16 protein-coding genes are annotated in these 18,921 nt (G+C 63.6%); 10 read left to right on the top strand and 6 right to left on the bottom strand.

Going from position 1 to position 18,921, the window contains the following annotated elements; all coding sequences use genetic code 11:
* The first annotated feature begins 102 nt into the window (after nucleotides 1–102).
* Nucleotides 103–1,029: a hypothetical protein gene (locus ACO08C_RS10075; RefSeq protein WP_421785377.1), complete on the top strand. Its 927-nt coding sequence runs from the start codon at nucleotides 103–105 to the stop codon at nucleotides 1,027–1,029.
* A gap of 72 nt (nucleotides 1,030–1,101) precedes the next feature.
* On the opposite strand, the gene pbpC is transcribed toward ACO08C_RS10075, so the two are convergent.
* Together pbpC and ACO08C_RS10085 are read right to left on the bottom strand one after the other, a co-directional pair.
* Nucleotides 1,102–3,144 (bottom strand): penicillin-binding protein 1C, encoded by a 2,043-nt coding sequence (gene pbpC, locus ACO08C_RS10080; RefSeq protein ID WP_421785379.1) that lies wholly within the window; start codon nucleotides 3,142–3,144, stop codon nucleotides 1,102–1,104.
* On the bottom strand, nucleotides 3,144–8,012 hold the full coding sequence (locus ACO08C_RS10085; RefSeq protein WP_421785380.1) for an alpha-2-macroglobulin family protein: 4,869 nt from the start codon (nucleotides 8,010–8,012) through the stop codon (nucleotides 3,144–3,146). The genes pbpC and ACO08C_RS10085 overlap by 1 nt, the downstream gene beginning before the upstream one ends.
* A gap of 167 nt (nucleotides 8,013–8,179) precedes the next feature.
* On the opposite strand from ACO08C_RS10085, the gene ACO08C_RS10090 reads away from it, so the two are divergent.
* Both ACO08C_RS10090 and ACO08C_RS10095 read left to right on the top strand, forming a co-directional pair.
* The gene (locus ACO08C_RS10090; RefSeq protein ID WP_421785382.1) at nucleotides 8,180–8,866 is read left to right on the top strand and encodes an SDR family NAD(P)-dependent oxidoreductase; all 687 of its coding nucleotides are present in this window, start codon (nucleotides 8,180–8,182) and stop codon (nucleotides 8,864–8,866) included.
* A gap of 84 nt (nucleotides 8,867–8,950) precedes the next feature.
* Nucleotides 8,951–9,247: a hypothetical protein gene (locus tag ACO08C_RS10095; protein ID WP_421785384.1), complete on the top strand. Its 297-nt coding sequence runs from the start codon at nucleotides 8,951–8,953 to the stop codon at nucleotides 9,245–9,247.
* On the opposite strand, the gene ACO08C_RS10100 is transcribed toward ACO08C_RS10095, so the two are convergent.
* The 4 genes from ACO08C_RS10100 to kdsB are packed head-to-tail and all read right to left on the bottom strand — an operon-like array spanning nucleotide 9,244 to nucleotide 12,984.
* Complete coding sequence (locus ACO08C_RS10100) at nucleotides 9,244–10,449, bottom strand: NAD(P)/FAD-dependent oxidoreductase (protein ID WP_421785386.1); 1,206 nt, start codon at nucleotides 10,447–10,449, stop codon at nucleotides 9,244–9,246. The genes ACO08C_RS10095 and ACO08C_RS10100 overlap by 4 nt on opposite strands.
* Complete coding sequence (locus ACO08C_RS10105) at nucleotides 10,446–11,588, bottom strand: CaiB/BaiF CoA transferase family protein (RefSeq protein WP_421785387.1); 1,143 nt, start codon at nucleotides 11,586–11,588, stop codon at nucleotides 10,446–10,448. The genes ACO08C_RS10100 and ACO08C_RS10105 overlap by 4 nt, the downstream gene beginning before the upstream one ends.
* Nucleotides 11,585–12,205, bottom strand: a complete 621-nt coding sequence (locus tag ACO08C_RS10110; protein ID WP_421785388.1) for a histidine phosphatase family protein — start codon at nucleotides 12,203–12,205, stop codon at nucleotides 11,585–11,587. The genes ACO08C_RS10105 and ACO08C_RS10110 overlap by 4 nt, the downstream gene beginning before the upstream one ends.
* The gene (gene kdsB, locus ACO08C_RS10115) at nucleotides 12,202–12,984 is read right to left on the bottom strand and encodes a 3-deoxy-manno-octulosonate cytidylyltransferase (protein ID WP_421785389.1); all 783 of its coding nucleotides are present in this window, start codon (nucleotides 12,982–12,984) and stop codon (nucleotides 12,202–12,204) included. The genes ACO08C_RS10110 and kdsB overlap by 4 nt, the downstream gene beginning before the upstream one ends.
* On the opposite strand from kdsB, the gene ACO08C_RS10120 reads away from it, so the two are divergent.
* The 7 genes from ACO08C_RS10120 (at nucleotide 12,983) to argC (ending at nucleotide 18,915) form a co-directional block, all read left to right on the top strand.
* Nucleotides 12,983–13,432: a hypothetical protein gene (locus ACO08C_RS10120; RefSeq protein ID WP_421785390.1), complete on the top strand. Its 450-nt coding sequence runs from the start codon at nucleotides 12,983–12,985 to the stop codon at nucleotides 13,430–13,432. The two genes, kdsB and ACO08C_RS10120, sit on opposite strands and share 2 nt — an antisense overlap.
* Before the next feature lie 93 nt (nucleotides 13,433–13,525).
* Nucleotides 13,526–13,957 carry a hypothetical protein gene (locus ACO08C_RS10125; RefSeq protein ID WP_421785391.1) on the top strand — a complete coding sequence of 144 codons (432 nt, stop codon included), beginning with the start codon at nucleotides 13,526–13,528 and terminating at the stop codon, nucleotides 13,955–13,957.
* A 692-nt stretch (nucleotides 13,958–14,649) separates the two neighbouring features.
* Nucleotides 14,650–14,985 (top strand): hypothetical protein, encoded by a 336-nt coding sequence (locus ACO08C_RS10130; protein ID WP_421785393.1) that lies wholly within the window; start codon nucleotides 14,650–14,652, stop codon nucleotides 14,983–14,985.
* Nucleotides 14,986–15,213: 228 nt separating this feature from the next.
* Nucleotides 15,214–15,567, top strand: coding sequence for a hypothetical protein (locus tag ACO08C_RS10135; protein WP_421785395.1), 354 nt, complete (start codon nucleotides 15,214–15,216; stop codon nucleotides 15,565–15,567).
* Nucleotides 15,568–15,665: 98 nt separating this feature from the next.
* Nucleotides 15,666–16,679: an N-acetylornithine carbamoyltransferase gene (locus ACO08C_RS10140; protein WP_421785397.1), complete on the top strand. Its 1,014-nt coding sequence runs from the start codon at nucleotides 15,666–15,668 to the stop codon at nucleotides 16,677–16,679.
* Nucleotides 16,676–17,992 (top strand): acetylglutamate kinase, encoded by a 1,317-nt coding sequence (locus ACO08C_RS10145; protein ID WP_421785398.1) that lies wholly within the window; start codon nucleotides 16,676–16,678, stop codon nucleotides 17,990–17,992. The genes ACO08C_RS10140 and ACO08C_RS10145 overlap by 4 nt, the downstream gene beginning before the upstream one ends.
* Entirely contained in the window at nucleotides 17,989–18,915 is a 927-nt protein-coding gene (gene argC, locus ACO08C_RS10150; RefSeq protein ID WP_421785400.1) for an N-acetyl-gamma-glutamyl-phosphate reductase, read from the top strand. Before ACO08C_RS10145 ends, argC begins: the two co-directional genes overlap by 4 nt.
* Nucleotides 18,916–18,921 lie beyond the last annotated feature (6 nt).

Consider the following 18,921-nt stretch of genomic DNA (forward strand, 5'->3'; position numbering starts at 1 on the left):
ATTCGCCAGATTTGTTGAATTCGTTAATTTTGCCTTAACCTCGTGTCCATCCACGGTTACACTCAAGCTCATCGCGTTTATTCTTTGGGGGGATCTCAACTGATGCTTCGTCGTATTCTTCTTGGCGGTTCTGCCGTCCTTATCGCTGGGTCGGCCGCGGGCGCTGCTGCTGCCGACGACATGTCCTGGTTCCCATCGGAGCCGCCGACTCATGCCACGCCGGGTGAGTGCTATGCTCGGGTTCGCATCGAGCCGGTTTACGAGCCTTACACCGAAACGATTACGTCGTCGGACGCTTATGAAGCGTACGATGTCGCGCCGCCGCGCCTCGAAGAGCGTATCGAGGAATATGTGTCGCGCGATGCCGGCGTTCGTTACATCGTGCACCAGCCGGTCTATGAGACGGTCACCGAATCGGTGCTCGTCCGCCCGGCTTACACCGAATATGTCGTGCGTCCGGCTGTCCATGAGACGGTGACGGAGCAGGTTCTGGTCCGCGAGCCGCGGATGGTTTGGCAGCGTGGCCGCGTGCCGGGCGCTCAAATTACCCGCTACGATCCGGAAACCGGCGAAGTCTGGTGTCTGGTCGAAGAGCCGGGCGAATACCGCACGGTGACCCGCAATGTCGTCGTCCAGCCGGCCCGCATCGATGAGATCGACGTCGCCGCCGAGTACAGCTCGATCACCCGTGAAGTGATGGTCGAGCCAGGCCGTGTGGAAGAAATTCCGATCCCGGCCGAGTATGATAGCTATGTGACGCAAGTCCTCGTCCAGCCGGCCACCGTCGAAAGCCGCACGGTCGAAGGCCGGACCGAAACGATCACGCGTTACCGCCTGGTTCAGTCCGAGCGCTATGAGTGGCGGATGATGGACTGCGAAGAAATCGAACTGCCGCATTTCAACGCGCCGACGGTGGAGCGTTCGCGCACGCCAATGTCCTATCAGGATCATTCCGGCGGGGTCGATTTCGACACCCATGAAGACAGCTATGACGGTGCGGCGCAGAGCCGTATCCTCGGCCGTCAATAAAACCTGACCGGGCTGCGGCCCGATCTGGAATGGCGCCCCGTCCGGTTTTCCGGGCGGGGCGTTCTTTATGGGCTAGCCGTCCGGCGTGACGACGCGCACGCTTGATAGGCTCGATCGGCCGGATCGATCCACCGCGCGCACGGCATAGAAGCCCGGGCCGCCCGGGTGCCAAAGCGGCTCGCCCGCAGCATTGAGCGCCACAGGTTCGCCGTCGACAAACCAGCTCAGCGCGCTTTCACCACGTCCGGCCAGGACAAAGCCGCGGCCGTCATTCTCCATCCAGACTTCGGTTTCGTGCGGCGGAAACAGGATTTCCGGTGCCGGATTGCGCCGGAATCGCTGGAGCGCGTCCGGTGTGGTTTGTTCGAGCCGCCAGGCATCCCTGTTTTCACGCTCTGCCGCGTCGCGGGGGAGCAGATCGAATACATCAAACAGGATGGGCAGGGCGGCTTCGCGTCCCGTCTGGCCGGTCCTGGGGCGTGCATCGGCCCGTCCGACCCAGACGATCACCGTGTGGCCGGCGCCGATCCCGGCGGCCCAGGCATCGCGATATCCCCAGCTCGTACCCGTCTTGAAAGCGATGGCCGGCGCCTCACTGGTCAGGCGGGCAGGTGCCCGTCCGTCGGGTTGCGGCGCGCCACGCAGGATTGACAGGATCTCACCCGCCGACTCCGCGCTCAGGATCTGCATGCCTGGCGCCTGCGAATCGATCCCGGATTGGGTCCAAACCAGCGGACGGACTTCGCCCTCATTGGCGAGGCCGGCATACAGGGTGGCGAGATCCCGCACGGTCAGGCCCGCACCGCCGAGCGCAATGGCGAGGCCGGTTTCGGTTTCGGCCCGGTCCGCTATTGCGGGCGAGGCGCCGGCGAAGCGCAGTCCGGCTGCAAACCGGCTCGCGCCGACGGCATCGAGCGTTTCGACGGCAGGGACGTTCAGGGAATGCTGCAGCGCCTGGGCAATGGTGACCTCGCCGCGGAAAACGCGATCGAAATTCTCCGGCATGTAGCTGTCGAAACGGCGCGGAGCATCGGTGATGCGGGTGTGCGGGGCGGCCAAGCCATCGTCGAACGCCATGCCGTAGATAAAGGGTTTCAGGGTCGATCCGGGCGACCTTGGCCGGTCGGTCAGATCGATCCATCCTCCGGCTCTGTCGCGGCCGGCCGAGCCGACGGCCGCGCGGACAGCACGCGTGTCATTCTCGACCACAAGAAGCGCAATCTGTACGTCAGCACCGGCGGTCTCGGCTGCCGCCCGCACGAGCCGTTCCGCATCCGCCTGGAGGGCGAAGTCGAGCGTCGAGACAATCCACGGGGCATCGCCGTTCGCGCTGACGCGCAGCGCATCGCTGGCATGCCAGGCCATCGCCGGAAAATCGTGCCGCACCGGGATGGGATCGTTTCGCGATTCCTGAGCGATATCGGCGGCCAACTGCCCGCCGCGTGCCAGGCGGTCGAGAATGCGGGCGCGGCCCTGGCGGGCATTGTCCGGGCGAAGATCCGGCCGCCGTGCTTCCGGGGCTTGCGGCAGGGCGATCAGAAGCGCGATCTGCGCCGGCGTCAGGCGGTCCGGCGCGTGGCCGAACCAGGCCCAGCTTGCGGCTGTCACGCCTTCAAGATTCCCGCCGTAAGGCGTGAGCGTGAGATAGGTTTCGAGAATCTCGTCCTTCGAATACCGTCGTTCGAGCTGAAGCGCGCGCCAGCTCTCCATCAGCTTTGAGCCGAGATTGCGCTGCGGGCGCGGTTCCAAGAGGCGCGCCGTCTGCATGGTCAGGGTCGAGGCTCCCGATACGATCTCGCCGGCGCGAAGCGCGTTGATGGCGGCCCGGACGGCCGCCAGCGGATCCACGCCGCGATGCTGATGAAAGCGCTCGTCCTCGATCGCGATCAGAGCCGAGATGAAGGCCGGGTCGATGGCGTCCAGATCGGCGGCGAGGCGCCAGCGCCCGTCCTCGACCGGAAAGGCGCGGAACATTTGTCCCCGCGCATCGGTGACCACGACCGACCGTTCGCCGAGGGCGGGCGGCGGGAACAGCCGGTCGATCACGATGACAACCAGGCTGGCCGTCAGCGCCAGCGCGCCGCTGGCAATCCAGGCTGTCAGGACGCGGTGCATCAGCGTTCCCGGATCACCGCCTCGCCCGCTTCGGTGCGTGCAAACACGTCCGTACGGTACATGTCCTCGACGACGAGACCCGGAAGCGTAAACCGCCCCGGCGTCACGGCCCGCACCGAATAGGCATACCGCTCATTGCGGCGGCCATAGACCTCGACGGCCGCGACATAGCGATCGTCGCGCGCCTCCTGCAAGCGCGCGCTGTCGATCTGTCCGAGCCAGCTATAGACGCCCGTCTCGCCCGCCTCATTCGGCTGAATGACCGCTTCGATCTCAAACCCGGCCGGCAACAGGTCAGCCACGATCAGGGGAGCACGGCGCTGTTCCGGATTGCCGATCTCGATCGAGACGATCAGACGGTCGCCCTGGACGATTGAGGACAGGTCAGCTGGCGTGCCATCCGTGTTCCAGATCGATTTTCGCGCAAACAACAGGTTGGCGGCGGGTTCCGGCGCCTCGGCCGGCGTGCCGCGGGCCACCCCGGTCAGCCAGACCGGGTTGTCCGCTGTGTTGGTGAAGCTCGCACCCTCGGCCAGATCGCCCGGCGACAGTGCATAGCTGCGGTCCTCGGTGATCACCGAGACGGCGCCCTCCACGCCGATATCGACCTCATCACCCTCCTCCGTCAGAGCGTTTGCGGCCAGCAACAGGAACGCCATTTCCTGCGTGGTGAGATCGTCTATTACCGGCAATTCGGTGGCGACCCTATCGCCGAGGCGCTGTACGCGTTCCCGATCACCGGCTTCGGCTGCCAGCGCCAGCACGCCGGCCAGATCGCGGCGGGGTGTCTGGTAATAGTCGCCCGGATTGGCATAACCGAGCGCATCCTCGGCCAGGTTGAACGCGTTGTGGCTCCGCGAGCGGTCTCCCACCATTGCCAGCGCTGCGCCGACATGGGCCCGCGCCAGCGGGCTGTCGATCTCTTCGATCCGATTGTCGTGGAAATACCGAAGGCGGCTGACATCGACCCGGCCGGCGCGCGCCAGGACGTAGAAGGCATAAGCCTGGCTGCGATCATTCAGTCTTTGCTGAGTGTCGCGTTGCCATGGGCCGCGCCGCAGATCGGTGTCGTATCCGCCAGCGCGATAGAAATCGCCGCGCGCAATGTGTGCGAGCACCGCATAAGCGCGATCCAATGCGGCATCCGGCACGTCATAACCGGCGGCATCGGCGCGGGCGAGGAAGTCGACCGCATAGGCGCCGAGCCAACCATCGGCATAGCGGTCTCCCATGCGCCACTGGCCGATCGCGCCGTCCGAGCCCTGACGGTTCAACAGGATTTCAACGGTTTCGCGGACCCGCGCGCGGATTTCGGTATCCGGATCGAGGCCGGCGAGCGCCGCCATGTCGGCTGCATAGAGGAGCGGCAAAGCGCGGCTGGTCTGTTGTTCAGTACAGCCAAAGGGATATCGCGACAGGTTCTCGTAGATGGCCGCCGCATCCATCGGGATAGCGGAGAAGCTGACCTGAAATTCTGCGTCGCCAGAGTTGAACTCGGCAAGCGCTGCGGGGTCCGGAGACCAGCTTTCGCCCGCGCCCAGCGCGATCCGCGAATAGCGGGCTTGCGGCATGAAGGCGGAGCGGACCTGGATCGGGTAGGACGAGGACACTTCCAGATCGGGTCCTTCGACGTCCATGGTCAACCGGGCAATGCCGATATCGCCTGCCATGAGGCCAACACTGGCGTCGCGGCGTTCTCCGGGCTCCATCGCGGCGCCGTCTCGCGGTGCATCGAAACTGACGGGCCCCTCACTTGAAAAGACCGCGACATAATCCCCCGCTGCGCCTTCGACATTGTCGATTGTGAGCGTGGCCTGCGCGGTATCGCCGGGTGCGAGGAAGCGCGGCAGGATCAGTTCGGCCGGCACCGGATCGCGTACCGTCAAGGGCTGCGAGGCCGCACCAATGGCGGTTTCCGACCAGGCGACGGCCATCAGGCGCAGCTCGCCATTAAAGTCCGGGATGTCGATTGGCAGCGTGGCATTGCCATTGCGGTCAAACTCGACGGGGCCGGAGAACAGCGCGACGGTCTGTGTCGGCACAACGGTCAGACCGGCGCCGCCGATTTGGTCGCCGCCCGACCGGACCGGGGACGCCGCGCCCTGATTGGGGTCGAGCAGGCGCCCGTAATCGTCATAGAGCGATACGTCGAGCGCGCGCTGTCCGAAGAACCAGTCCATCGGATCGGGCGAAGCAAACCGGGTGAGCAGCAGGATGCCCTCATCGACCGCTGCCAGCGTGACGAAGGCATTGCGCGTGTTGCGCGAGGCTTCGAGCTCAACAGCAATGGTCTGGTTTGGCCGCACGAGGTCCGGCATGTCGAAGGCGAGATCGATTGTGCGGTCCGTCGTATCGACCGGAATATAGGCGACGCCAACGGCGCGCCGCGGGCGCGGCTGGGCGGCGGCATCGCGCGGCGTATAGACGGTCGCCATAACATAGGCGCCGGTGCCCCAATCCTCGGTGACCGGCAGGGTGAAGCCGGTGCCGCCTTCCGGCAGGCTGATCGAATAGCTGGCAATGACGCGATCGGTGGCAACGACGATCTCGGCCTCGCCGGCATAAGGGGCTTGCAGGCTGATTTGTGCCGTATCGCCGATATCCGGCGCGACCTCGGGGGTTGCGATGCGGATGCGGTCGGGCGCTTCGACACCGTCCTGTGCCACACGGCCCCAGCCGACCCAGAAACCATAGCTGGCCGCGGCGCCATCCGGGCCCGTGACCTCCAGCCGGTAATTCCCCCAGTCGAGCGGCGGCGTGTTGATCTGCGCTGTTTCGCCGCCGGTTTCGACGACGCCATTCTCGATAGGAACGGTGAAGCTTGTGCGGCGCCAGCGCCAATTGCCACCGCTTTCGCGGTACCAGTCATAGCGGTCGTCACGCCGTGTGAGCTGCCATGACAGGCGGGCATCGACGGGTGTGCCGTCGGCATCCACCGACACGACATTGAACCGGTTCTCGGACTCGCGTTCGGGCCTCCCGTCGAAGTCCGGCTGCAGGCCGACATAGAGATCGCGCTGGCGATAGGGCAGGCGAATATCGTCGCGCACCGGCCGTCCGCCGGGCTCGATCGCCGAGACCACGACCCGCGCCCGCAAGGGCTGGGTAGCCTCCTCGCCGCGCGTGCCGACATCCAGCGCCAAGACAGCACGACCGGCTCCGTCGGTGATGGCGTCCGGCAGATCGTAAGCGATTTGCTGGAAAGCCTGGTCATGCAGGCCGAATCTGTAGCCCGGATAGGCGTCGAAAGGCGACGGATCGGCCTCAATCCGAACTTCGCCCTCGACCGGCAATCCGGCCCCCGGTGCGCCGTAGAGAAAGCGGACATCCGCTTCGACGGGCCGTGTTTCATTGGTGCGGAGCGGCGTATCGCCATCGGCTTCGATCGCCAGCTCGATGCGTTGCGGGACGAAATCCTCGACCGAGAAACTGGCGCGGCCGATGACGCCGATGCCGTCGAGTTCCAGAGCGAGGCGCCAGATGCCGCGAGCCGCGGCGGCCGGAATGCCGAAGTCGCGTTGCAAACCGCCGGCCTGGGCGGCTTCATCGAATCTGTAGCGGTGCGCCTCGATTCCGTTGGGGGCGTACAGAATGAAGCTGCCGGCGCGGTCGTCGATGGCGTTGGCCTCGCGGTCGCGGATCAGCGCAGTTGCATGAACCGTTTCGCCGGGTCTGTAGATACCGCGATCGAGATAGACGAAGGCGTCCGCCCCGTCCGGCGCGTTGCGGCCGCCGATGTCGTGTTCGGAGAGGTCGACCGGCGCGCGTTCGAGATCGAGCACGGCGAAGTCACCATCCTGGCCGTAGGCCAGCAGCAATCGCGGTGCGTTGGCGCCGGTGCCATTGGTCAGCGGATCGTCAAACCGGATGCGGCCATCTTCGCCGGTCTCCGCGCTGGCGAGGATCTCATTGGAATTGGCGATCAGCTGGACGGTCACGTCCTCGACGATGCGGCCGGTCTGAAGGGAACGGACGGTCACATCCATACCGTCAAGGCCGACATAGGAGGTCAAGGCGAGGTCGGTGATCACGAACCAGCGCTCGGAACGTGCCGGGCGGCTTTCTTCCTCATCGACGGTGGCATCGCTCAGGCGGACAAAGTAGGCGCCCGGCTCCAGCACGCCGATCGTCTCGGCGAGCGGCATGACCGTGATCACCGGTGCGTTCGGTTCGCCGGATGTGTCCATCGTGCCGCGCCAGATTTCGCGGCCGACACCGGACGGGCTTTCCTCGCCGTAGAGATAGCCCCAATCGTCTTGTGCGGCCGTGAAGCCCTGGGTGATCTCCCGGAAGGCGAGCGCACGATCGGTGATGCGCAGAATCTCGATTTCGACTTCGTCGACATTGACGGTTTCGATGGGAATGCCGTCGGCATCAATGCGAGGCAGGATCACACCGTCGCCGGAGAAGCCGACATAGGATGGCCGGTCGCCAAACTCGATTTGAGAGGTTTCGCTGGTGGCGAGCGCATCGCCGTCGGCGGCTGGAAGCCCTTCGAGCAGGGTGATTTCGGGACGGTCGTCGAAGGTCAGACCGCCAAGGCAGAGCGATGCACCGTCAATGCGGAGGGCTACATTCACAGGCGGATCAAGTTCCACATAGGGCGCGTAATCAACGGTCGGGTCGAGCGCCTGGGAGAATACGAAGCAGGCTGCGGGCTGGGCGTTGGAGAGATCAATCCGGTAGCGGAGGTATTCAAAGCGGTCCGGATATTCAGGCTCCGGCCGCGGTGCGTCCGCTGAACGGTCGGCCAGTTCAATCCCTTCACGGGCGATCTCGCCTTCCGGCGTTGTGTCCTGCGAACACGCGGCCAGCGCCATTGCCAGTACGCCTGTAAGCGCACCGAACCCGATAATCCGTTGAGACATGATCCTCTCCCTGTCCTTCCCCGGTGCCCCATCTTCCCACGACTGGGCCGCAACTTCATCCCCCCGATTTGTGACATTCTTCCGGCGCAATGCGGGTCATTCCATGCCGGGCGGCTTGCTCCGCGCGCGCGACGCGCTAGTGTCCGGGCCCATTCGAGGAGGCAGTCATGGCAAGCAAGGTCATCGCGATCACCGGCGGGTTCGGCATTCTGGGAGAGGCCGTCTGCCGCGCCGCGAAAGGTGCAGGCTGGACGGTCATTGCTATCGACCGCGCGGATGGTCCGAGAGAGGGTTTTCCCGACGGTGTCGAGGCGATGGGCGGCGTCGATCTGACCCAGGCCGAGGCGGCGGCCGACCTGTTCAACGCCATCGTCAAGAAATATGGTCGGCTTGATGCGCTGTTGAATATTGCCGGGGGGTTCCGCTGGGAGACGCTGGAAGACGGAAATATCGACAGCTGGGACTTTCTTTTCTCCATCAATGTCAAGACAGCGGCGACGGCGTGCAAGATGGCACTGCCCTATCTGAAGGCCGCACCGGCGGGCCGGATCGTCAATGTCGGCGCAGCGGGCGCCGTCAAGGCGGGCATGGGTATGGGCGCGTATGCCGCGTCGAAGTCCGGGGTCATGCGGCTGACCGAGGCTCTAGCGGAGGAGCTCAAATCGACAAATGTGACGGTAAATGCCGTCCTCCCGTCGATCATCGACACGCCGCAGAACCGGTCCGACATGCCGGAGGCCGATCCGGGCGACTGGGTGGCGCCAGAGGATCTGGCCTCGGTAATGCTGTTCCTGGCGTCCGATGCGGCCAAGGCTGTCACCGGAGCCCTCGTGCCGGTAACCGGGAAAGTCTGAACGATCCCTCTTGTTGGCCGGATCGGCCGATCTTATTTTCTCAATGTGCCCATTCCGGGCGCCTTGAGTCGGGTAGGACCCTTCATGACAATCTTGGTTACGGCGGCTGACCCAGGTCAGGCCGCCCCGCGGACGCCGGTGATGAGCGTCTATGCGGTATTGACCGTGCTGGCGGTGATCGTTCTCGTCGGCAGCGAAGTAATGGCGACGAGCTGGGCGTTTATCTGGGCCGTTTCGGGGTTGATGGATATCCCCCGCGAGGCCGCTATGGCCCTGCAAGCTATCGCAATGACTGCGGCCATCGCCGCGACAGCGAAGATGGGGCAGCTCGCCTGGCGCGCTGAACGCGGGCTGATGAATACGCCGGCAATGGCGGTCTAGAACGCCGTCCTGAGATCGTATTCCGGATCGGCGGCATCCTGCGGCTTTATGGACCGGTTTTCATTGGCGAGGATCCGCCGGGCCGCCATGTGATCGGCCGGCGCGTTGATGGAATCGGCGGCCATTAGCTGACCGAGGCGAAAATAGAAAATCGAGAAGGATCGCGAGGCGGGATCGCCGCGCGTGACAGCGGTGTCCGTATTTTGCGACAGGCCCGCCATTTGCAGCTTGATGTCGAACTGGTCGGACCAAAACCAGGGCACGGCCGTGTAGGGTTCGGGCGAACCGGTGAAGGTCTTTGCCACAGCCTTGGCCGCATCGATGGCGTTCTGTACGGATTCAAGACGCAACGCTTCGCCGGTCAGGTGATTGGGGTGTTGGGCGCAGTCGCCCAGGGCGGCAATGTCCGGATCGGATGTCCGGCCATAGGTGTCGACGACGATCCCGTTATCGCATTTCAATCCTGCTGTTTCAGCCAGCCCGACCTCCGGCGTGACCCCGGTGCCAAGTACGACCAGATCGGCCGTAATGACCGAAGCGTCGGCGAGCCGGATACCGTCGTCAGTGATGGCCTTGGTCTGGGTTTCCAGCCTGAGGGTCGAGCCATGCGTGCGATGCAAATCCTCGAAGAAGCGGGAGACCGGCTCGCTCACTGCGCGCTTCATTACCCGGTCGAGCGCTTCGATGATGGTGACGTCCCGGCCGAGTTTTCGAGCCGATGCGGCCACCTCAAGTCCGATAAACCCGCCGCCGATGACGGCCACCGAGCGCGCATTGGCCAGTGCCGATTTTAGCCGCAGGCTGTCATCCAGCGTGCGCAGGGCGAGGACGTGAGGCTTGTCGATGCCGGGAATGGGCGGAATGCGGACCTTCGCGCCAAGGCACAGGGCGAGCTTGTCGTATGGCAGCGTGTCGCCGGTCTCGAGCGTCACGGTCTTGGCGCTGCGATCGATCGCCGTTGCACGCGTCCCGAAGCGCGTCGTGATCCGCCGCTGCTGGTAGAATGCATCAGGCCGCAATGGCAGGCGGGATTCTTCGATCTGATCGAGCAGAAAGCCTTTCGAGAGCGGCGGACGCTGATAGGGCGGCTGTGTCTCCGCACCGACGAGCGTGACCGGTCCCTCATGGCCCTCGCGGCGCAGGCTGTCGGCGAGCTGAACGCCCGCCTGTCCCGCGCCGATGATCACAATCTGATCGCTCATTGAGATTGCCCTACCTGTCCGGCATCGATCATCCGCTGAATCTCTTCGGCGCTGTAGCCAACCTCTTTCAACACGTTGATCGTATCCTCGCCTTGGAAGAAGGCACCCCGCCGGAAGTCGGCATTGCCGCTCGCAAAGCGCGGCGAAGGTGCAGGTTGTGGATAGCCATCAAGTTCGCGGAAGGTGCCGCGGGCCTCATTATGCGGATGGCGGGGCGCTTCGGCCATATCGAGCACCGGTGACACACAGGCATCCGTGGCTTCGAACCGTCCGGTCCATTCATCCCGGGTGCGGGTTTTGAAAGCCTTCGCAAACTCCTCCTGCATGGCCGGCCATTCTGCCTGGTCATATTGTTTCGCGGCCCAGGACGGATCGGCTGCCAGCCCGTTCAGCAATTCGGCGAAGAATTGCGGCTCGATCGCACCGACCGCCATGAACCCGCCATCGGATGTTTCATAGCACCGGTAGAAGGGCGCGCCGCCGTCGATCAGGTTGGCTTCGCGCCGATCCTGCCAGAGGCCCGACGCGCGGAGCGAGTGGATGAGGCTCATGATGGCGGCGCTGCCGTCGGTCATGGCCGCATCGATGACATCACCCTTGCCGGTCGTCCTGGCGCGGACCAGGGCCGCCATCAGGCCGAAGACCAGCATCAGCGAGCCCCCGGCATAATCGCCGACGAGGTTGAGCGGCGGCACCGGACGGCCGGTCTCGCCAATGGCGGCGAGTGCGCCGGTGATTGAAATGTAATTGATGTCATGTCCGGCCCGGGCGGCAAGTGGCCCGGTCTGGCCCCAACCGGTCAGGCGCCCGTAAACCAGGGCGGAATTAACGGCGTGCACAGCATCGGGTCCAAGGCCCAGACGCTCGGCTACGCCGGGACGGTATCCCTCAATCAGGATGTCGGCACGTTCGCAGAAGCGCAGCACAATGTCCGCAGCCCCCTCTGCTTTCAGATTGACCGCGACCGAGCGCTTGTTGCGGCGGTTCGCATCTTTTGGACGATCGGGTAGTCGCGGCTCGGCCTTGCGGTCGATCGAGATGACGTCTGCCCCAAGGTCGGCCAGCAATTGCCCTGCAAGAGGCCCGGGGCCGATCCCGGCCAGTTCGATCACGCGCACGCCATCCAATGGTCCGCTCATAGATCCTCCGGCACGTCTTCGGGTTCCCGGTTCCAGACGAGCGGCTGCCAGCGTTCGCCATCATGACGCGCCGCGCAGACATGACCGGTCTTCACCTTGGCATCGCCCGTAAATCCGATCGCCGCATGGAAGTACCGCAAAATGCCATTGGAGGTGATGACGAGGGCGGGAGATCCGGCGGCCTCCATGCCGGCGAGCACGGCCATCGCATTCGACCGCAGGGTAGCGTCGTCCGGTGTCCAGCCCGCATTGTCCGGCCGTTGGTGATCTTCACGCCAGTTGGATATGGCCTCCGGCCCGAACCGGGCGACGATCTCTCCGTCTGTTTTCCCACCCCAGCTGCCGTAATCAATCTCGGTCAGCCGCTTGTCGATGTCGATGCCGGCGTCCGATGCGGTGATGGCCTTGACGATCTCGGCGGCCCGGCGCGTGCGCTTGAGCGGACCGGAGACAATGCGTTGCGGGATGAGGCTCAATTCGCGCAGCTTTTCGCCGAGGCGGGCAGCCTGCGCTTCACCCGATTTCACCAATGGCAGATCCTGGCGGGCGCCCACCCAGACAATCCTGTCGCCAGGTCCAAATGTGTTTCCATGGCGGGCGAGCAAAAGGAGCGTCACGGTACCAGTTCGCCTTCGCGCGCAATAATGGCCTCAACTTCCGTGACGTCGGAGGGGGCGTCCACCGACCAGGCCGAGCGGCCGCGGTAATCGACGGCGACGACCTTTATCGGGATGCCGTTCTCCAGAGCGCGGAGCTGTTCGAGACTCTCGGCCTGCTCCAAAGGCGTCGGATCGAGAGCCACCAGGCGCCGCAATGTCTCGGCGCGATAGCCATAGAGTCCAATATGTTGCCAGGTCGGCGTGCCGGCTTCCGGATTGCGCTGGAACGGAATGACGGTCTTGGAGAAGTAAAGCGCGTTCATCGACCTATCGAAGACGACGGTGGTTCCGCCGATCTCTCCTGCGGCTTTCGCTTCGCGGAACTTTGCTTCGGTCTCCGGCGGCATTTTCACGGCCGGTGTCGCCATCGCGATCTCTTTGTCGGCCTTCATGGCAACGGGCACCGCGCCGATCACCCAGGGCGGTGTCAGCACGGCATCGCCCTGAACATTGATCACGATCTCCGCGTTACCACCGAGCGCGTCGAGTGCCGCCAGCGCGCGTTCGGTGCCGTTTCGGCAACTGCCCGGCGTCATCACCGCCTCGCCACCAAAATCGCGCACAGCGTTGGCAATGCGTTCGTCATCGGTTGCCACAACGGCACGATCAATGCCGTCAGCCGCAACCGTGTGACGCCAAACGCGTTCGATCATCGGGCGGCCGGCGATATTCGCAAGCGGCTTTCCCGGAAAACGGGTGGACCCGAAGCGGGCAGGAACTACGGCGAGAACGGTCATGGATACTCTGAAACGGAAGGCATGGGCGATGTTTGGGCCATTCCGCGCGACCGATCAACATTTCTTGATTGGGGCCCAAGCCGATCGACCGCTAACATATATTCGTAAAATAATTCAAGGAATCGAGCTTATGAACAAGATGTGGCTAATCATCGGGATGGTGGCTGTTTCCGCGTGCGCGACGAGCGCTGCAGACGATTCGCAGCGCGTCAGCACCGGGCAAACAAATGAGGATGTACTGGTCTTGCGTCGCGACGGCTCCCGCATGGTCGATCAAGGATCTGCCGGCAGGATTGCCGGTCATGAAATGGTCTGCCGCGTGGAGGCAACAACCGGGTCGCGGATCCGCAAGACGCAATGCCGGACGCAGGCCGAGTGGGAAGCGATTGCCCGGGAAGGCCGGCGGTTCATGGAACTGCGCCAGACCGGCACCGCCGATAGCAATTAGGCAATTGGCGAGCCCGATCGTGGGTCGTTGCCATACAGCATTTTTGAGGGAGAGATCAGGGCCCGCGCTGGCCGACAATACGGAGGGAGAAGAATGCGAAAAACAGCCATTTTCTTGATGAGCGGCGTGCTTGCAGCCTGTGCGACGGCGAGCGAGCCCGGCTCGTCGCAGAGCGCCATGGTCGCGGAAACTGCGACGCCCAGTGAAGACCGCTCTTCGTCCGCGACTGCGGCGATGTCAGCTGATTCCGGTCGTCAGGAAGGCCAGGTTGTCGGCGAGTACATCTTCGTCGATGGGTTGCCGCCCGAAGGTCAATACAATGCCGTTGCCGATGAAAACGGGACGATCCTTCGTGGAATGATGGTGGACAGCCAGGGGCGCGTGTGCCGCCGCGAGCGGGTTACCGGTTCGAATATTCCAGAGCTTCGCTGCCGCACGCTTCAACAATGGCGGGCCATCCAGGAGGCGGGACAAGAGCGCATCCGGCACCGTCAGTCCACCGGCTATATGTTTCGCGGCGGCTAAACCCGGTCTCACGAGAATACCAATCGCTCAATAGCTTGCACCTACAGCCCGACACGTTTGTCGAATCGGGAACGGGCCAAGCCCGCAATGCTGTGAACGACATTGCATGCGGGCAGATTGACGATCACCGGCATGAAATTGCCGTGAAACGCCGTCACTATGAATGTACAGTCGAGCTTTATGCGGGCGGGTAAAACAGTGTGGGCCACGCTCTCACCGTGGCGGAACTGACGTTGGCCGCATGCGCGGCAATGACGGATGCCGAAACGGCCGCCTCGGCGAAGACTGACGCGGAAGTCCGGACATCACAATTTGTTGATCAGAGCGAAACCGGCGCCGCATCGAATGGCGTAGCCGCCGGCCGGTGTGAGCGGACTGCCGGACAAGTTTGCCACGAATGAATATGCCGCAGCGTGGCCATGCGGCGGGGGCATAAGGCAAAGCGAAGCGCAGTCCTTCCCAGCGTAACCGAGCGGCCGGACAGCGCTGGCCGGCAGGTGAAGAGCAGACGGACACCAATCCGCACGATGCTTGTTACAACCCGCCACACGGACGGCCGGGGGCAGTCGCAGATTGCCAAAATGTAAGCTGCAGTGCTTTGACATCCCCCGATGCATCCACCATGGTCCGCCGTGAGCGCGGATCAGGGGTGTCGAGGGTTCCTCTGATCCTATTTGTTTGGATACAGGGGAATGAGTGTGAGAGCATTTTTAATTGCCGTAGCGGGCATGGCCGTCGCAGCTTGCGCGACCACGTCTGAAGAGGGTGACATGGCATCCAGTGCAGCTGCACCCGAGGCCGTCGAGGCCGCGGAGACGAACGCTGCCGAGGGGGCTCCCGCGGCCACTCGGACGGCCGAGAATGCAGACGATCCCAATCGTCAGATTTGCCGGACCGAGCGGGTCACGGGCCAATTGCGGCGTCAGCGGATTTGCCGCACGGCTGCCCAGTGGGAAGCCATTCGCGAAGCCGGGCGAGCCAGCATTGGGAACCGGCAGACGTCGGGCTACCAGGAAAGCCCGCAATAAGGGCTGCCGCGCAAGTGGCTATCGTGCGTATGCGACACGATTTGCCGTATCAGATTGAGCCGGCCGGGGTCTCCCGCCCGGCTCTTTCTTTGGTACTGAAGTGTCGTCATTATCGCGCAAATCAACATTGTCGTGATCATGGTTGACCGGGTCTGTGGCGCGCATAGGCTCGGCCTGTAAACAACGGCTGTGGGGCCGTGTTCGACTTCGCATCATAGGGGAAGTCGCGTGAAAATACTGATTGTAGCCACCGCCAGCCTTGCGGCGGCGTCCTGTGCAACTGCGCCCGGTTCCGTCGAAGAAACATCCGGCCAGCCACAGCAAATCGCCGGTGCCGAACCGGCATTGGCAACTGAAGCACCGGTGCCAACCGAGCCGGTGTCGGAAAACGACGCCGATCCCAATCGGATGGTTTGCCGCACGGAGCGCGTCACCGGACAATTGCGGCGGGAACGCATCTGCCGAACGGCAGCCGAATGGGCCGCCATTCGCGAATCCGGTCGTGCCATGATCGGCCGGAATCAGTCGACCGGTAATCAGTGGGCCGCTGGGCAAACGCAAAGCGATACCAATCCGCATTGAATTCATCGTGAAAAGGGCGGCTTTCACACGAAGCCGCAAGTGGTAATAAAGCCCGGCTCGGTGAGCCGGGCTTTCGCTTTCTGGAGACGGCAGAGATCATGCGGCACTTTCTCACGACCGAAGACTGGGACCAAAACGCGCTCCAGCATGTGCTCGACCGCGCCAAGGCGCTGAAAGCCGGCGCTTCGAGCGCGGCGCTTGCCGGCAAGTCTGTGGCGCTCGTCTTTTTCAATCCCTCGCTGCGGACGCGGTCGTCATTTGATATCGGTATTGCGCAACTTGGGGGTCATCCGGTGGTGCTCGATGCCCGGGCCGGGACCTGGCCGATGGAAATGACCGAAGGCGCGGTGATGGACGGCGATGCCGAAGAACATGTCGTTGAAGCGGCGCGTGTTCTCTCGCGATATGTCGACATGATTGCGATCCGCTGCTTTCCGAAGTTTCAAGACTGGTCTGTGGAGCGTGAAGATCCATTGATCAGCGCGTTTGCACGCCATTCCAGCGTTCCGGTTGTCAATATGGAGACGATCGTTCATCCCTGCCAGGAATTGGCCCTCATGATGACCCTGCAAGAGCGTCTGGGCCGTGTCGAGAACAAGACCTTCCTTCTCACCTGGGTGCCCCATCCGCGGCCGCTGAACACGGCGGTGGCGAATTCGGCGCTGCTGATTGCCTCCAAGTTCGGCATGAATGTCCGAATGCTGATACCAGATGACGTTTACCGGCTGGATGACCGCTATATGACGGCGGCCGAGCAAGCTTGTCGGGTGCATGGCACAAAATTCGAGATCATGACGGATGTCGAAGCCGCCTATACCGGCGCGCAGGCTGTCTATGCCAAGAGCTGGGGTGCGCTACCATTTTACGGCCAGTGGGAGAGCGAAGGGCATTACCGCGAGAAGGGCGCCGGCTTCATGGTTGATGATGCCAAGATGGCCCTGACCGACGACGCCATTGTCAGTCATTGTCTTCCCATGCGGCGCAATGTGAAGATCGCTGATTCTGTCGTGGATTCGCCGGCTTTTCTCGGGATTGAGGAAGCGGAGAACCGCTTGCATGTCCAAAAGGCGATGATGGAAGCGCTGTCGCGCGAACAGGACGCGCGCGGATGACGGACGCAACGCGTGAAACGATAATCCAGCTGCTCTCGCACATGCGTGACGGCAAGGAAGTCCGCGATTATCTCAACCGGTTTTCGCGTCTCGACCAGTCGCGCTTTGCGGTCGTGAAAGTCGGTGGTGCGGTGATCCGCGATGATCTCGACGGGCTCGCCGCTGCGCTGGCATTTCTGCAATCCGTCGGTCTCTCGCCTGTCATTGTGCACGGGGGCGGTCCGCAACTCGATGCGGCTTTGCGTGCAGCCGGGATCGGCAGCGAACGGGTCGACGGGCTTCGTGTCACGCCAGAGCGCGCCATGCCGGTCGTCCGCCAGGCCTTAAGCGCCGCGAACATCGCCATTGTCGATGCCATCCGGTCGAGCGGCGGGCGCGCGGCCAGCGTGCCGGCCGGTGTTTTCATGGCCGACCTTATAGACGAAGAGGTCTATGGCCGGGTCGGCATGCCCACGCATACCGATCTCGGTCTCGTGGAGGCGGCGGTGCGCGGCGGCGAGATCCCGGTGCTGGCCTGCCTTGGCGAGACGCCGGACGGGAAGCTGGTGAACATCAATGCGGATCATGCGGTCGCCGCGCTCGTCAAGGCGCTGCAGCCCTACAAGATCATTTTTCTCACCGAGACGGGCGGTTTGCTCGACGACAAGGGCGAGATCATCTCGACGTTGAACCTCGCCAGCGATCGCGAGCATCTGATGTCGGCAGGCTGGATTACGGGCGGAATGCGCGTGAAGATCGATCAAATCCAAGCGCTGCTGGATGAATTGCCATTGACCAGCTCGGTGTCGATCACGTCGCCAGGCGGCCTGACGCAGGAGCTGTTTACGCATGCCGGCGCCGGTACGCTGGTTCGCCGCGGCGAGCGCTTGTTGGCGATCACCGAACGTCGAGAGGTCGACTGGGATCGGCTGGAGGCGCTGATCGCGACATCGTTCGGCCGGGCGCCAGTCGCAGGATACCGTGATCGCGTCGCATTCGACCGGTTGTTTGTGACGGAAAACTACCGCGCTGCAGCATTGCTCACCCGAATTGACGATACCGCCTATCTCGACAAGTTCGCGGTGCTCGAAGAAGCGCGGGGCGAGGGGCTGGCGCGCGCGGTCTGGCAAGCCATGATCCATTATGCGCCGCGTTTGTACTGGCGATCGAAGACCGCCAATCCCGTCAACAGCTTCTATTTTCAGGAGTGTGACGGCGCCGCCAAAACCGGTCCGTGGACGGTGTTCTGGAAAGGCGAGGCGGAGCTGGGGCGGATGCCGACTCTGGTCGAGCGGATCGCGTCTCTCCCGGAAACGCTGGAACGGGCATCATGACAGTGCGGCTGGGACTGATCGGCGGGCGCGGGCATACCGGACGCGAAATATTGCGACTTTTGTCACGGCGTGACGATCTGGTTCTGGCAATGGCTAGTTCGCGGGAGCTGGCCGGGCAAGCTGTCAGGGACACGGCGCCGGAGCTTGAAAGCGATATCGAATTCGCTGCCATTGCGCCGGACGAGCTGGGACTGGCGTCGCTGGACGCCGTGATTCTCGCCCTGCCCAACGGGGCGGCCGCGCCCTATGTCGCGGCGGTCGATCCGCAAACCGTCATCGTCGATTTGTCGGCGGATTACCGCTTCTCGGACGACTGGGTCTACGGCCTGCCGGAAATATACGGTCGCGATCAGATCCGCGGTGCGAAACGGATTGCCAATCCCGGTTGTTATGCGACCTGCGGTCAGCTGGCGATTGCGCCGATGCGGGACAATCTCGACGGGCCCGCTCACGTTTTCGGGGTCTCGGGATATTCGGGTGCGGGCACGACGCCATCGCGCAAGAACGATCTGGCGGCGCTCGCCGACAATCTCATGCCCTATGCGCTGACCGGTCATATTCACGAGCGGGAAATGGCGCGCCAGCTAGGTGTGGACGTCCGGTTTTCCCCGCATGTCGCGCCCTTCTTCAGCGGCTTGTCGACGACCGTGCAGATGTCGCTGCGATCGCCGATGTCGGCTGACGAGGTGCGGCAACGCTATGCCCAAGCCTATGAGGGCGAGGCGCTGATCACATTGTCTGGGGACATCCCCGAGCCGGCGATGGTTGCGGGACAGGCCGGCGCGATGGTCGGCGGCTGGTCCGTGTCGGAGGACGGGCGGCAACTCGCGCTCGTTTCAGCGCTGGACAATCTGCAGAAAGGCGCAGCGGTTCAGGCGTTGCAGAACCTGGCGCTGGCGCTGGGACTGCCTGAATATGTTTAGCCCGGA

The organism is Hyphobacterium sp. (genome assembly GCF_965229905.1).
Taxonomy (GTDB): Bacteria; Pseudomonadota; Alphaproteobacteria; order Caulobacterales; family Maricaulaceae; genus Hyphobacterium.